Raw genomic sequence first — 15,679 nt, 5'->3', positions numbered from 1 at the left:
CTCACGCCAAATGCTCCCAAACAATTTCAGCATCATTGAAGTGATGCTTGGTGTCACCAATTTGTTGGTAGGTTTCATGCCCTTTACCCGCGATGAGCAGGACGTCATTGTCGTGCATCATGTCCAGAGCGGTGATGATTGCTTTTTTTCGATCAACTTGTTCCATCACGCGTGTGCATCCACCGAGACCGGGCCTGATATCGTCGATAATAGCTTGTGGATCTTCGTGTCGTGGGTTGTCAGACGTAACGACGGCCACATCGGCATATTGGCATACGGCTTCACCCATTCTTGGGCGTTTGGTTTTGTCTCGGTCGCCTCCGCATCCAAAAACGACAATCAGCCGGTCGTAGGGAAGTTCTCGCAGAGAACGGCAGACATTCACCAATGCATCTGGTGTATGGGCGTAATCAACGAACACGGTCTTGCCCTTGTCGTTGGCAATACGTTCCAGCCGTCCCGGAGCGCCGTGAAAATGGTTGAACACGGCCATCTGATTCGGAGACAGTCCGAGGCTCAAGCCAACGGCCTGAGCGGCGAGTAAATTTTGGGCGTTATGTCTTCCAGCCATGGGGGAGCGGATTTCCCAGGTTTTGCCTTCATAGTCAACTACCATTGTGATGCCCGTGTCATCGATGTCGATAATTCGTCCACGCAGGGCACGACGTATTCCATGGGGGACATCATCGAGACCGTAAGCAAGAGCCTGATCGAGTTTTGTCAGCAGGCGTTGTCCAAACGGATCATTGTAATTAATGCAGGCGTTTTGTGGAAATTTGAGCAATTCGGTGAAGAGTTTAGCCTTGGTCTGAAAATAGGATTCCATGTCACCGTGATAGTCCAGGTGGTCTTGCGTGATATTGGTTAACACAGCGGCATCATAGGATATACCAGCAATCCGCTTCTGGTCTATCGCATGACTCGATACTTCCATGAACGCAACATCGACCGATGCTTTATTCATGTTGCCGAGCAATTCGTGCAACTGGAGGCATCCCGGAGTTGTGAGGTTCGCTTCAAGTCGAAATCCTGGCCAACGGTAGTCGATCGTCCCGAGAATGCCTGCTTTGGCGGTATTTGAAGAAAAAAGATGTTCGAGTAAATAGCAGATGGACGTTTTCCCGTTGGTTCCGGTCACGCCGGTCACACGCATGGCCATATTGTCCGTTCCGTTGGCTACAGCGGCCAACTCACCCAAAGCTTGGGCTGGGTCGGGGTGAACAATACGTTGGGCATGCATACCATCGGGCCATGGTGCGTCATTCCGTGTGACGATAAAACCGGCACCGGCAAGATCTGCTTGGGGAATGAAATCTGCTCCATCGCGCACAGGGCCAGGAACGGCAACAAAAATGCCGCCAGGTTGGATTTTTCCCGAGTGATCGGTGATTTGCAATCCACCTCGAACGTGGCTTATGAGGTCGTCAAAAGGCGAAAGTGTCATACTCATGCATTTTTCCTTACGTCGATCGCGCGAGCCAAAGAGTAAAAACACGGTTTTCTCCTTTGGGCCAACCTTCACCTGCCTGTGGAGCCTGTTTGGATATGATCAAACCATCGCCTTCAAGGGAGGGAATAATTCCCTTGGATGCGAGGATTTCTACCGCTCGGCGTAAAGGCATGCCGAGAAGGTCAGGGACGGTATCGCCAATGACGACATGTTCCTTTTCAATAGAGCGGTGGAAAGTCGCGGCGCGTTGTCCGACTGATGAGGCTGAAACCAAAGAGGGGTTGGGTTTTTGAACAACAAAAGCAGCATCAGGCATTTGTCCGAAATAGGACATCGTACGAAGTGCCACATCGCGTACGGCCGGTGCTGAAACTACCCCCCCATAATGCGACGGTTCCGGTTCATCAACCATGATGTAAACTATGTATTGGGGATCATATGCCGGATAAAATCCAATGAACGATGCGATATACTTATTGCCGTACCCACCACTCGGTGCGGCTTTTTGGGCGGTCCCGGTTTTTCCACCGATATGCATGCCCTTAATACCGGCTCTGGAGCCGGTTCCATGATCTTCTTCGACCACTTCACGCATCATATCTTGAACGGCTCGTGCCACACGCTCATCAAACAGGCGATAAGATGTGCGTTCGCGTGTTTCGTCAGCTGGGTCAAGAACGAGTCGAAGCGGCCGCATAATGCCACCGCTTGCCAGTGTGTAAAAGGCTTGTACGAGCTGTATCGGAGTTATCGCGACACCTTGGCCAAACGCTGCGGTCGCAAGTCCAATATCCCCCCATGCCCCTGGAGGGCGAATCATACCTCCTGATTCACCGGGGAGAGGGAGGCCTGTCGGGTCTGTAAATCCCATTTTTTTGAAATAGCTGTACAGACGGTCACTTCCCAATTCCATGGCGATTTTCGCGGCGCCGATGTTGCTGGACCATCTGATGATTTTATTCACCGGGATAAGTCCGTATGAGTGCGTATCGCGAATAGCGTGTCGACCTATACGCCAGCGTCCATTCTCACAATTGAAAACCGAATCAGGTCGTACGACACCTTCTTGTAAAGCTGCGGCGACGAGAAGTGGCTTCATGGTCGAACCGGGTTCCATCAAATCAAGAGCCAATCGATTGCGCCTGGAAGCGGGGCGCCCCCGTTTGTAGGTATTGGGGTTGAAAAACGGGTAGTTTGCCCAAGCAAGAATCTCTGCTGTTGGAACATCTACCACGATACACACTCCGGCGGTCCCGTGATTATCAGTCACCGCTTTTTCAAGCGCGTCTTCGGCAAAGAACTGAACCTGCGCGTCGATGGTCAGGCGCAAGTTGTCTCCGTCCGTATTTTCCATCGCTTTGCCTTGGGCATCCAAATAAAGGCGTCTGCCCGCAGCATCACGCTGTACTGCATATTTTGCTTTTTTTCCGGCAAGAATCGAGTTGAACGATTTTTCCAGGCCATCAAGACCGGTATCGTCGATTCCCACAAATCCAAGGAGCTGACCAGCAAGGTGTTTGTGAGGATAGGAACGGCCGTATTCTGTGGTTAAATACACACCGCGGAGATTCACATCTTCAAGCTGGGCTGCGGTTTTGTCATCAATTTGCCGTGCCAGGAAAATAAACGATTTGCTTGAAGAGAGGCGTTGTTTCAGCTTTGCCGGATTTTGTTTGAGAATCGGTGCAAGTTTGGAAACGGTATAGTCCAGATCGGAAATCTGCGCAGGGCGTGCGTGCACGGAGGTAAATGCCACGCTTTTGGCGAGGAGTTGGCCGCTTCGGTCCAGAATCTGCCCACGGCTGCCGCGATCGGATTCCAAGGCAAGATGTTGCCGAAGTGCGCGTTCGGCCAGTTCCGGCCCACGCACAATCTGCAATTGGCCGGCGCGAATCCACAGTGCGGCCCACAGCACAAAGACAAGAACCATGACGACAGTCACCTTGGTTCTGCTGAAATCATGCATTGGGGTCTGTTTTCCCGACATAGCGTCTCGCCGTACGTTCAGAGTTTTTACTATTAATTGCGTGAGTCGACAGATTTTCGAACTTGTGGGCCTGATGAAGCATTGAGATCATTTTCACTCAGTGCTCCCGCAGAAATAGGCGTATCGCGAAGTTGGCGAATCTGGCCGGGCATGGCTGGACCCAAACCGTAGTTCTCGGCCATTCGGCGAAGACGTGAAGGAGTCGACAACGTGTCTCGTTCCACTTCGAGCTTGGCGGCAAGCCCTTCGGCCCACTCAATCTCGTTTCGCGTCTTTTTCAACCGGTAGGCCAAGTCTACACGTTCGATATTGAGCCAGACCAGGCCAAGCCCAAGCGTGAGAACCATAAGTAAACCCAGAGCCGTGGAAACGGCCCATCCGGTGGAAACGTTTTTCATGATACGTTCCTGTTCCTTTTGGTTCGGGCTCAACCGATCCGTCTGGCGGCGCGGAGCTTGGCGCTTCGTGCCCGTGGGTTAGCCGCTATTTCAGCTTCGCCTGCCATGATCGGCTTCTTCGTGAGGATTTCCAGCCGTTTGACTTTTCCGCATGTGCAGAAGGGTTGTCGTGGTGGACATATACAATCACGCGCTTCGTCGCGAAACGTGTGCTTGACGATGCGATCTTCGAGCGAATGGAACGAAATGATCGCCAGACGCCCGCCCGGACGCACATACCCGACAATCTTGGCTAAAAACTCCCTCAACTCTTCCAGTTCCTTGTTCACCGTCATACGTAACGCCTGAAAAGTCCGTGTCGCCGGGTGTTGCCGGGCCGTTGCCCGCCATTTTGCGGGATAGGCCGCAGATACGATTTCTGCCAAGTCCGTTGTACTGGTCAGGGTTCCCTCTTCCCTGGCCCGCACAATGGCAGAAGCAATACGACCGGCTTGGGGATCTTCCCCCAGACGTGCAATCATCAGCTTGATATCTCGTCTGGATGCCTTTTCGAGAAGCCGCATAGCGGTCATTTCGTTTCCACTGGCGTCCATACGCATATCAAGCGGCCCGTCATGGCGATGGCCGAAACCGCGAGTCGGGTCGTCAAGCTGGAGAGACGACACTCCGATATCGGCAAGCACCGCATCGACCATGTCCACATCGAGGGCTGCCAACACCTCGTCGAACTGGCTGAACGGGCTGTGCGCCAATTTGACGCTGGGAAAATCGCTGAGGCGTTTTTCGGCCAGCGCCAGGGCGGACTCGTCTCGATCAATACCGATGAGTTCGAGATCTCCGCCAGCGCGTTCAATCATTGCCCGGCTATGCCCACCGAGACCCAACGTTGCGTCGAGTACCCGCATACCCGGGCGAATATCCAATATATCAAGCGTCTCTTCTAAAAGAACAGAGACGTGATGAGCGGTATTTTCGCAGTTCATGTCACTACAGCCTGAGTTCGAATCCTTCGTCAGCCAAAGAGGCCATATCGTCATCGAAATTTTCTTCGGTCAGACGGCGGCGTTCTTCGAACCGCGTCATGTCCCAAATTTCGAACTTCTGGATTACTCCGGCCAGGACCACGTCCTTTTCAAGTTTTGCGTAATTGCGAAGATGCGGCGGAATAAGTATTCGTCCCTGCTTATCCAATGTGATTTCGACGGCACCCGAGATGATAAAACGTTGCAGGTTGCGCACCTTGGCATTCAAAATATTGATACGTTCGAAGCTTTCTTCGATTCGTTGCCATTCTGGCATGGGATATCCGGCGACGGCACCATCGAAATTGGTCAGCATGAGTTTTCCTTCGGGCGAATGCTCAAACACTGTCTCCCGAAACTCGGGAGGAAGCATCAGACGCCCTTTGGCATCGAGGTTTCTGTACGAGTGCCCTCGAAACATATCTTATTCTCACACTGTTCACCACTTTTTCCCACTCTTTCCCACTCTCCCTCACCCAATTGCAACACCTTGTCAAGGGGAAACAGGGTAAACCATCGGGGGAGAAATATTGTGCTCGGTGGGAATTTATACCGTTGAATCGGGTGATTTTCCCGAGTGTATTCCATTTCTATTGGAAAATGGTGTGATATTGAAGGTATAGGTTTGGTGAGGAAGAAAGGCAGGGAACAAGAGAAAAATGGATATATCAAATTGTAAATTATTTGCCTGAGAAACATTTCGTGACAAACGATATTTGAATAGGACTGCATATTATTCTTTGTGATGAGCATTGTATGACCCGTTGCACCACTGCCAGGAATATCTTATTGTTTAACCTGCTTAAATCCGTAACAATGCCTTCGAATTTTATATCCTTCCAACCGTGTCAGAGGATGCCTCATGTCTATTCGCTGGAAATTTCTTGCCGCTTTACTGTGTATTTCGATCCTCCCTATGATCATTATGCGGGTGCATGGGCAAGCCTCAATGGAGGACTTGGGAGAAGACTTGGCAACCCAGTCGGCAAATTTACTTGTGCATCGTACAAGCCAGGAACTGGAAAGAATGATTGAAGACCATGCTCGCATGCTCGGTCTTGAGCATGAACTCATGGAAATGACGCTACGCACGCAATCAGCCAGTGCTGAGCGTTCTTTATCAAGTCCAGCTCCTGAGGACACAGATCTCTATATCGTACCACAGGGTATGGGAATGATGATGGGGCGTGGCCAAGGTTGGGGTAACAGCATGGGGAACATGAGCAACATGAGAAGCATGAAAGAGAGTGCCGCTGATGTACCCTCTCCCCCCGGAGCGGAATCATCTACTTGGCTTTGTCTGGCGATGGGGCAAAGTTGCTTTCCTCAAAAAGTGTCAATGAAAACCCAAGCGTTTCACTTTTATTCGGAAACGGATGACGCTCGCGACCAGGCACGTCGACTGACGCGTATGGTTGAATATACCATGGAGCTTGCGGATAGTGAAAATGAACCAGACACATGGCAAGTCATTTGGCTGAACTCCGGAGTACTGTCCGTATATCCGGCAACTGCCACAGTGCTTCCTCGTCATCTTGACCCTCGTCATCTTGTCTCCATGAATGAATTGAGACGTGCTGGTCGGGATTTGGTATGGAAGATTCCAATGGTTGATCCGTTTACCCGTCGGTCTGCCATGGGAGTATTCATGGCTCTGCACAATAAAGAGCGAGAAGTTATTGGTGGGATTGGGCTTATTGTTCCGGTCGGAACGGTCATGCGGAAATCTGAACATGTTCAAATGCTGTCAAGCGAAGCTGAGTCCTTTCTCGTCAAGCCGGATAAAAATGAGACTTCCGGCAAACAAGGCTTACGCATTTTAGCTCGTGAACAAGGCTCCGAAAGACAGGTGCATCATTGGAGAGGGATACCTGAAATTTCGTGGTTCGACGCCGGACCGGAAGCTTCTATTTCCGTTATGCTTGAAGACGTTCAGCACGGTCGTTCAGGAGTCCGTCTTGTCGAATTTAACGGCAAGAAAGAACTTGTTGCCTATGGGGTGCTGGAACGGACGGACAATGTTGCGCTCTTGCTCATGATTCCGCTGTCCGATGTGACAGCGGAGGCTGAATCGGCCAAAGCAGCTGTGATCAACAGTGTAGAGACACTCATTACGCGAACATCCTTGCTTCTTGTGGTCGTGCTGGCTGCTATTTTGGTCACGGCGATTTTAGGGTCACGAAAAATTACAGCTGATCTTGGTCGAGTGGTAAGAGCCTCCCGTGCCTTGGCACGAGGAGACTTTACGGCACGGGCTCATGTCCGTTCCAATGACGAAATCGGTGAACTTGGCCGAGCTTTCGATAACATGATTCCCGAATTGGCCGAGCGTATCCGTATGAAAGAAGCTTTGGGACTGGCTATGGATATCCAAACCCATCTGTTGCCCCATGCTCCTCCACATACCGACGGTTTTGAAATTCGAGGACAGTGTGTGTATTGCGATGAGACCGGTGGTGATTTTTTCGACTACATCCCACTTGGTGAAGAATCGGCGTCGGGAGTTCTCGTGGCCGTTGGCGATGTTTCCGGGCATGGTGTACCTGCAGCGTTGTTCATGGCTTCGGCTCGGGCTTTCTTACGATCACGAGTTGGTTTGGGCGGGGATTTGGACAAGATTATGAGCGATGTCAATAATGCGGTATCGCATGACACGTTTGGCACAGGACATTTTTTGACGCTTTTTGCGTGCCTTGTGCATTCGGGGAGCGCCGAGATTGAATTTGTTCGAGCCGGACACGAACCGGGGCTGCTTTATGATCCGGAAACGTGTACGGTCATGGAATTGTCGGGAAAAGGAACATCGCTTGGGGCTATGCCCGATATGAAGTATTCGGTTTCACATCAATCCTTGACACCAGGGATGATCTTATTGCTCGGAACCGATGGAATTACCGAAACAATGGATGAAGACAACGCAATGTATGGTCGAGATCGTCTCAAAGCCTGCTTGCGCGACAACGCTAAACGGTCAACACAGGAAATCATCGACGCAGTCCTTGATGATATTGAATCGTTTGGCGGAGCATTGGCCAAAGAGGATGATGTGACCGTCGTCGTGATGAAATATACAGGCTAGACTCGATTCGACTTGCAATGAATAACACAGCGATAGTGCCGTATCACAGCATTCTCAGGTCGATTTCTCTCCGCAGATATTTTGGATAGTCAAGCATACATCAAGTGCTTTGCCAAGGTCTGACAGATGTGTCGAAGCCAGTTGGAAATCAAAATTGTCTACTGCTTGTTCCAAAAGGTCGAGATTGTTTTCAAGCTCAGGGCGACCAAGACGCGCTTTGAGTTCTGAGACCGTATCGACGGCATCAAGACGATTTTCTTCCAACTCTCTATGAAGTTGACCCAGTAGTGCACTGATTGTTTGGATGTCCAAGGGGGAAGACGACGACGGTTCGGCTTTGGAGGGCATGTTGGTCAGGTATGTTGCAATGTCATCACACGCCTGTGGAATGCTGGACTCTAAACGGACTATCGCGTTTTCCGCCCCGACAAGATTGTTTTCGTTGAGAGTTCGTTCCAAATCTGCAGCATCGCGGTGAACGTCTTTGATGCCGAGATTGCCGGCCACTCCTTTGAGACTATGGGCCAAGGCGGTTGCGTGGCTTAAGTTCTTGTCGTCACCTATTGTAATGTAGGCACGGAGTTTCGTTGTCGCGGTATCGAATTGCCGGGAGAATTCCGTGAGCAACTTGGCGTAGAGCTCGGTGTTATTACCGGTTCGATTCAAGGCTCCTTCGATATCTAAGTTGGGAAGTGGCAGGCTCATCTGTGAAACCGGCGTTTCTGCCTGCTGCTCTTTCGATTGTCTGACAAATCCTGGCGGAATAAGACGCTGACCCGGTGCAATAAACTGAATAAGAATCTTTTCCAATGCGTTGCGGTCTATGGGTTTGGCTAAATGACCATTCATTCCGGCTTCGCGGCTTTGTTCTTGGTCGTGTTTCAAATTATGGGCGGTCATGGCGACAATGGGGAGCTCTCGTCTTTCCGGTATTGCTCTGATGGCTCGTGTCGCTTCGAGGCCATCCATGATTGGCATTTGGATGTCCATAAGTACAAGGTCGTACGCCTTGTTTTGCGTAGCAGAAACCGCTTCTTCTCCATTCGATGCTGTATCGACAAGAAGTCCAGTGCGAGACAAGAGTTCTTTGGCAATCTGGAGGTTGATGGCGTTGTCTTCTACAAGAAGGACTCGTGCTCCAATAATAGCGTCCAATTGGTCTTGGCTGATATTCTGATGCTGGTCTTCTCCTTGTTGTGCGACTTCCAACGTGACGACAACCGTGAATGCGCTCCCTGCTTCCTGTGTCGAAACGGCATGAATGTCCCCATTCATCATCCGGGCTAGGTCACGACTGAGGGGAAGTCCAAGCCCAACACCGCCATAGGTCCGTGTGAACGATGCGTCAGCCTGGACAAACGGCGAGAAGAGACTCTCCAGAGTTTTGGCATCGAACCCAATTCCTGTGTCTGTGATGCTGAAACGGAGCCTGATGGATTCTTTTCGCTGTTCCTCCAGTTGTACATTGATGTGGACTTCTCCTTTGGCAGTAAATTTGATGGCGTTGTCTATGATGTTTGACAGTATTTGAAAAAGGCGTGATCGATCTCCGCGTAAACGATTCGGGATGTTATTCCCGACGTCGATAATAAAATTTAATCCCTTGGCTTGGGCTGTAGTTCCGAAGCGTTGCTGAATGCCCGTTAGTATCTCATCAAGATTAAAATCAATGATATCAAGATGCAAAGAGTCTGTTTCTATACGGGAGAAATCAAGAACATCGTTAATGATTTGGAGAAGGTTGGATCCGGCAGACTCGATTTTTTTGAGATAATCATGTTGATTTGCGTCTGCAGTGGCTGCACTGGCGAGATGGCTGAGTCCAAGAATGGCATTCAAAGGGGTGCGGATTTCATGGCTCATGTGGGCAAGAAATTGGCTTTTCGCCGCATTGGCGCGCTCTGCTTCTTCTTTGGCGCGTTTCAACTCGTTTTGCATGCGTTTGCGTTCGGTGATGACCTCTGTAAACATAATGATCCCACCGATTTGTCCGTCTTCATCTCGCCATGGTCGTACATCCCACCGCAACCATTCTAAACTGCCATCAAGTCGCTCAAAACTGTCTTCATTGGCTCTGAGTGGCTCCCCTCCGAGAACGCGTTGATGGATCCGCTTCCATCGTGTTGGAATTTCAGGGAAAATTTCGTAATGGCTTTTGCCGAGAATATCTTCTCCTTCTAAACCATAGTCGATGTACCAACGTTGACTGGCCGCGAGATAACAGATGTTGGTGTCAAACATGGCTACAGCTGCGGGGGTATATTCCACAAACATGCGAAATAAATGCTCGGAATGGCGAAGGGATTTTTCAATTTGTATCTTGTCTGAGATATCAATTGCCATACCGAGATAGCCGATTATCTCATTGTAGGTGTTACGGATTCCCGTCACCGTCAGACTCACCGTGCGGCGGCCTCCGGTTTTTGTGATATACGTCCATTCTTTGGTTTCATGTCCGCCTTGTCGGGCTTTTGCAACAAACACATCGAAACCGTTGGTGATGTGTCCTGTTTCGGTTGTTAATATATGACTGTGTTCCATGACTTCGGTTGGATCGTGAAAGACTTGCGGTGTCTTTTGGCCGACCATCTCTTGGGCCGAATATCCTAAAATCGCTTCGGCACCTCGGTTGAACACTTGTATGATGCCGTCCATATCTGTTGTAATGATGGCCACTTTTGTGGATGCGTTCAGCACGCTCACCAAATAAGCATTGTTTTGCCGTTGGTCTTGCTCCGAATGTTTTCGGAGCTCAATTTCCGTAGAAAGTCGGGAATGCGACACTTCAAGTTCTTGGGTTCTCTTTTGAAGCTCTCCAGCTTGGGACAGGATTTCTTCTCTGAACGCCGCGATGTTGTTGACCATAGGCCGAAAGAGGAAAAAACCTTCTCCGGCAAGTAACAAGAGGATGGTTGCTAACGCAATGATGTTGAGTCTTTCGGTCAGTATCGTAATATGCTTGGAGGATTGCTCGTATATGTAAACAATATTATCCAATACGGGCAGTAGCGTTTCGGTCTGTGCCTCAAGTCGTTTGCGGAGAGATTGCTGGGCGGGAGTATCTATGGGGGAAACCAAGCTGATGGCATGAACAAGTTCAAGAAGCTGCTTTATCTTTGTATCAATATAGTCAGGAGCCGATGTATAAAGTTCTGTGTTCGATTGGTCTTGCAACAAGAAAAGCATCTCTGCTTTTGGAGTTGTCATGAGTAAGCGATGCGTGGACATGATCTTGTCCGCTGCATCAGTCAATTGTTGTTCAGCTTGGATGCGTTGTTCTCGGTCACCGTCGAGCATGCGAAGACCATAGGCGTGAATACGCTGTGTCAGCATGCGTTGTCGTCCGCTGAGGTTAATGATCTCGGATGCGGCCCTATTGATACGGACAATGGTCAAACCGGCAAAAAAGACGAAAGTAGCCAACAGTCCGGTGAGACAGAGCGCTGTAATATACGTTCGAGTTAATCGTGGAGTATCGGGCCAGGATGGAATAGGCATGGCGTACTCATTTCAAGGGGTTACAGTTCCAGCGAAAATTTTTCGAACACTTGGTGCCTGTCATCAATCGTTTGCGGTTGTGCCGTTGTAATATGCTTCTGCTCCTCTGGGAGAAGTGTCTCCATGTGGGCTTCCAACTGTATCACGCGTTCTCGTAATGCGTGCAGTTCTTTTTCCAGAGTCTTTCGAAGCGTCTGTTCCTCATGTAATGCTTGGCGGATTTGTGTTAAATGAGTCTGAAGATTATCAATATCGTTTTTTTGTTCAAGGAGTTTCGGTAATACTGCCAAAGATTGTGCAAGTGATTCCGCCAGTGGGGACGGTGCTATAGTTGATGTCGCCATGTCGGGCATGCTGTATTGAGGCGCCGCATCTATGGTTGTTGCTTCAGCTTTATGAAGGAGCTGTGCGATATCATCTCGATCTTTTCCGCGTTTGAACGCTTCAGCTATAGATCGGAGGAGCGGAACTCCGGATGATGCAAAAAGCTTTCGCGCTCCGGCTTTTTGTATGATGAAAAATTCATTGAATTGTTCGACATAGCGTCGTGCTGAAGTCTCTGGAACATTGGCTTGTCTGGCCATTTCCGACATGGTTATTAAATCTATCATGGTGTGCTCGTCATGGTTTCTCCGAGGGTATCCGAGGTTGAGTGAGAGCGCTTCTAGTCTGCATGGAGAAATGATTGAAGAAGCGAGATATAATCGGTTCGCTCGATGAGCCTCGCTTGTTCCAATCCCAGCGTGGCATATTGAGTCGTTTCTTGGGGCAATTGATTGGCCGAGGCGGTGCGGGCTGCTCGATAAAATCGATCAAGAGCTGCCTGATGGTTTCCGGCCTTGGCATACGCCTTCCCCGCACGAGCAAGAGAGGCTGGAAGTCCCGAATAGACATTTTGATCGCGCAACAACGTGGTCTCCTCATCAAAATAGAGAGCGGCTGTTGCCGGGGCATTGTCCAGGTTTGCCAAACATCCGGCTAATTGTTTGGCTGACGGAATAGTCGTTTCTTTCTGCATGCCGTGTCCGGCCGCAACAAGCCATTGCCGAGCTTCTTTGCTTTGACCGGCTTCACAGTCAAGGAGACCAAGCTGAAGTCGTGCTTCAGTGGCGATTTCATCGTGTCCGGTTGCAAGAGCAGCGTTAAGAGCTTGATGTGCCGTATCGCGAGCCTCTTCCGTTTGGCCGGTGTAACGCAGGGTTCGGGTCTTGAGAAGAAGACTGTCGGCGGGACGATCACCCGTCAAAATGGCCTCATCCAGAAGTGGTAACGCTGCATCCCAGTCATGCAATACAATGTGACACGCAGCCAGATTGTACGCAGAATCGGCTATTTTACTTGTCGAATCCATGGTTCGAGCCCGTGTCAAAGCTTGGTTGTACATTTGTTGCGCAGCTTTGATCTGCCCTGCTTGCCAGGATTTCATCCCCAGTAACATGGACTGGGCATAGAGCCGGTCTTCAGTGTTTTCATTCTCTTGTGGTGAGGAAAGCAATAGTGAACACCCCGTTGCCGAGAGTGTCAAGGCAACACAGACGAATACGAGCCAGTACACAAGTGTTGTGTGTCGCGGGGCGTGAAAAAACGGTGGGGTGTACAATTGCTGTGTGCTCATGGTTGAACTCGACGTGCCGGAATACGAGTCGGCGGAGTGGGCTTGGGGATATTGTCTCTGAGAAACCATGAGTTTTCAATACCGCGGACAAGATTCTCCAATTCAAGAAGGAGACTTTGCGTCTGAAGCATGAGAGCGGGGAGCAATGTAATATCATCCTGTACATTTTGACCGACATGGCGAAATGTTGCGAGAGTTTTCTGCATGTCTTCAAGAGTTCGTTTTACTTGCGTGAGGGCTTGGCCAGTCGCATCAAGCACAGGGGGGACTGCAGCGGCAATCGTGTTTGTTTTTTCGGCTGTGGTGAGAAGAGAGTCTCCAAAAGCGGCTGTGGTTTTCAGAATGGCCTGTGTTTGTTCAATGGTGGCTTTGACCGCGGCAAGAATGCCATCTACTTGGCCAAGGGCCGTTGTGACATCGTCGGCCATTGTTTCATCCACCACTATTTTACCAAGTAATCCTTTTCCCTTTTCAATATCAGCAATAAGCGCAGCAACCCGGCGAACGGTATCATGTACCGTCTGCATGAGATCGGGTTCAACGACACACGGGATTTGCGCTCCCGTTGAGGGCAAAGGGGCAGCTTGTCCTCGCGTAATGTCAACGATTACTTTTTCCAGCAAGAGCGAACCACGTCGAATGACGGCCACGGAGTCGCGACGGACAAACCGGGCAAACTCCGGAGAAATGGAGAGATTGGCCTTGATGACGCCATCTTCCGTAATGTCCACAGTCGTAACGGAGCCTGCTTGAAGATGAAGAATGTGGACTTCGTCGTCACGACTGACACCGAACGTTCCTTCTTTAGGCAAGATGATTGTAATATCGAAATCTTTTTCAAAGAGTCGCTTGGCTTTTGTTACTAATGCAAGCGCCGCGACAAGAACAATAACGACGAGCAGGACAAAGAAACCGGCCGTTCGGTTTACATTCACTATGGCTTGTGTTTGATCCATGCCATCTCCAAGGGCGTCCGGCGTAGGTGCGGTGTTTGAGGGAAGACAGGTTAAAAAAGAGTGTAGAACAATTTTCTCTCAGGAGGAAGTGTTGGGTGTTTGAAGTTCTATGAGAAATTGAGATGATTCTTCCGTGGCGGTCATTGTTGGCCGTATCGCATGAACGACATGTTCATTATAGTGGCTGGTCATCCAGAGAATGGCAGCGCCTTTTACACGCATGGAAGCGATCATGTTGACCAGTGGGGCGAAAATTTCTTCTCCAAGCTGTTCCAATGGACGCTCTAAGATGACAAGTTGCGGTGAACCGAGGACGGCTCGAATCAGTGAAGCCAAACCAAGATCATGAGGTGTTGCATTGGTGACGGTGATCATGGGGATGCCGGGAAGGCCGAAATACAGAGCGAGTTTTGCAACGTCGTCTTCCAGGTCTTGGCGACGTCGTTTCGTATGATACAGAGCAGGGAGAAGAATGTTGTCGAGAAGAGTGCGATCGTGGAGTAAAGAATATCCATCAAAAAAACGACCGATATGTCCTCGAAGCCGAGAGATACTCTTGGGAGGGAGCTCAGCCCAGTTTTTTCCAAGAAATTCGATTGACCCTCGAAGTGGTGAAAGAAAACCGCTGGCGAGATCGGCCAAAGGTAATTTGTTCGCGTGCGTACTTTGAACAAGCAGCAGGTCGCCTGGAGCAAGCGTGAAATCAATGTCTCTGAGCGGGATACGTTCATTTCTATTGGTGTGGGTGAAAGCGACGCGCTGAAAACGTAGAATATACGGGATATCTATCCACTTGGAAAAGGTCGTTGTCCCTGAACGCAGTCGTGGAGGTTCAATATACTTCATAGAATCTCACAAGTAGGCCAGAAGTGAAATAACGGTAGAAATGAGGAACACATTCCAGACCGACTTCACGAGAGCTGATTTTGTTGCGTCCGCGGCATCCGTTGCCGTTTGTCCATAACGCAGTCCTTCAATACAACAGATTGCACCTGTCACCATGCCAGGGATAATGGTTTTGAGAAAGAAGCCAAGAAGATCAAGCCCTGAAAGGGGAGATAGGACATTGAACGCAAATTGGAGAGGCGGAACGGAGTGGACACTGAACAAGACCCCGGCGATATATCCACAGAACAGGCTTGCGACGAGAAACAAAACCGATAAGCCAAATACGGATACACTCATAGCGAGAATGCGGGGCATGATGAGGAAACACAAAACATCAATTCCCTGACAATCGAGTGCTCGGATATCGCCTTTGCTTCGGATATGCCAGAGAAAGGCCGTCATGGGGATGCCGCTTTGCCCTACAACGAGAAGGTTGACAACGACAGGCAACGTTTCTCGCATGAACCCTTTGATAACAAGGGTGCCGAACAGCGTGGGATCGTTGACGGTGGAGAGCAATTTTTGCACTTGTGGAACCAGTGAAATTCCAAGAACAGCTGCAATTTTGAGAACAAACCCCATCCCCTGACCACCACAGAATGCGATTTGCCGTATAAATTCGTTTGATACAGCACGATTCCAGGTGGATGGCGTACAGGCAACAACCGCGGCAGCCCAAATGGTCGCTGACAAGGTGATGGTTTCCGTCAGTGCGGACACAAAAGAAGCTCCCATTCGATCAATCAACTTGAAAATTGATGATGACGAACGTGGGATACCGTATTT

Annotated in this window: 12 protein-coding genes; 1 reads left to right on the top strand and 11 read right to left on the bottom strand. The window is 50.0% G+C overall.

The features are described 5' to 3' along the window. Window position 1: 1 nt before the first annotated feature. From G451_RS0110815 to mraZ, 5 genes are read right to left on the bottom strand one after another with little or no spacing between them, the layout of a single operon-like run. Complete coding sequence (locus G451_RS0110815; RefSeq protein WP_027184269.1) at window positions 2-1,450, bottom strand: UDP-N-acetylmuramoyl-L-alanyl-D-glutamate--2,6-diaminopimelate ligase; 1,449 nt, start codon at window positions 1,448-1,450, stop codon at window positions 2-4. A 10-nt stretch (window positions 1,451-1,460) separates the two neighbouring features. Then, on the bottom strand, window positions 1,461-3,437 hold the full coding sequence (locus G451_RS0110810; RefSeq protein ID WP_027184268.1) for a penicillin-binding transpeptidase domain-containing protein: 1,977 nt from the start codon (window positions 3,435-3,437) through the stop codon (window positions 1,461-1,463). A gap of 32 nt (window positions 3,438-3,469) precedes the next feature. Then, entirely contained in the window at window positions 3,470-3,835 is a 366-nt protein-coding gene (locus G451_RS28855) for a hypothetical protein (RefSeq protein ID WP_211236347.1), read from the bottom strand. Window positions 3,836-3,864: 29 nt separating this feature from the next. After that, a complete protein-coding gene (rsmH, locus tag G451_RS0110800) occupies window positions 3,865-4,818 on the bottom strand; it encodes a 16S rRNA (cytosine(1402)-N(4))-methyltransferase RsmH (protein WP_027184267.1) in 954 nt (317 codons plus the stop codon). 4 nt (window positions 4,819-4,822) lie between these two features. After that, entirely contained in the window at window positions 4,823-5,278 is a 456-nt protein-coding gene (gene mraZ, locus G451_RS0110795) for a division/cell wall cluster transcriptional repressor MraZ (protein WP_027184266.1), read from the bottom strand. A 441-nt stretch (window positions 5,279-5,719) separates the two neighbouring features. Between mraZ and G451_RS0110790 the strand changes: the two genes are divergently transcribed. Further along, window positions 5,720-7,936, top strand: coding sequence for a SpoIIE family protein phosphatase (locus tag G451_RS0110790; protein WP_027184265.1), 2,217 nt, complete (start codon window positions 5,720-5,722; stop codon window positions 7,934-7,936). A gap of 54 nt (window positions 7,937-7,990) precedes the next feature. Here the strand turns inward: G451_RS0110790 and G451_RS32665 are convergent, their stop codons facing one another. The 6 genes from G451_RS32665 to G451_RS0110760 form a co-directional block, all read right to left on the bottom strand. After that, the gene (locus tag G451_RS32665; protein ID WP_051261385.1) at window positions 7,991-11,434 is read right to left on the bottom strand and encodes a PAS domain S-box protein; all 3,444 of its coding nucleotides are present in this window, start codon (window positions 11,432-11,434) and stop codon (window positions 7,991-7,993) included. Window positions 11,435-11,454: 20 nt separating this feature from the next. Beyond that, a complete protein-coding gene (locus G451_RS0110780; protein WP_027184264.1) occupies window positions 11,455-12,045 on the bottom strand; it encodes a hypothetical protein in 591 nt (196 codons plus the stop codon). A 53-nt stretch (window positions 12,046-12,098) separates the two neighbouring features. Continuing rightward, window positions 12,099-13,049, bottom strand: a complete 951-nt coding sequence (locus G451_RS0110775) for a tetratricopeptide repeat protein (protein ID WP_027184263.1) — start codon at window positions 13,047-13,049, stop codon at window positions 12,099-12,101. Then, a complete protein-coding gene (locus G451_RS0110770) occupies window positions 13,046-14,005 on the bottom strand; it encodes an MlaD family protein (protein ID WP_027184262.1) in 960 nt (319 codons plus the stop codon). The genes G451_RS0110775 and G451_RS0110770 overlap by 4 nt, the downstream gene beginning before the upstream one ends. Window positions 14,006-14,083: 78 nt before the next feature. Beyond that, complete coding sequence (locus G451_RS0110765; protein ID WP_027184261.1) at window positions 14,084-14,851, bottom strand: P-loop NTPase family protein; 768 nt, start codon at window positions 14,849-14,851, stop codon at window positions 14,084-14,086. Between the two features lie 6 nt (window positions 14,852-14,857). Continuing rightward, entirely contained in the window at window positions 14,858-15,613 is a 756-nt protein-coding gene (locus G451_RS0110760; RefSeq protein WP_169727866.1) for an ABC transporter permease, read from the bottom strand. Window positions 15,614-15,679 lie beyond the last annotated feature (66 nt).

Origin of the sequence: Desulfovibrio inopinatus DSM 10711 (genome assembly GCF_000429305.1) — a bacterium.
In the GTDB taxonomy this organism is placed as follows: Bacteria; Desulfobacterota; Desulfovibrionia; order Desulfovibrionales; family Desulfovibrionaceae; genus Alteridesulfovibrio; species Alteridesulfovibrio inopinatus.
This window is presented reverse-complemented; position numbering and strand designations above follow the sequence as displayed.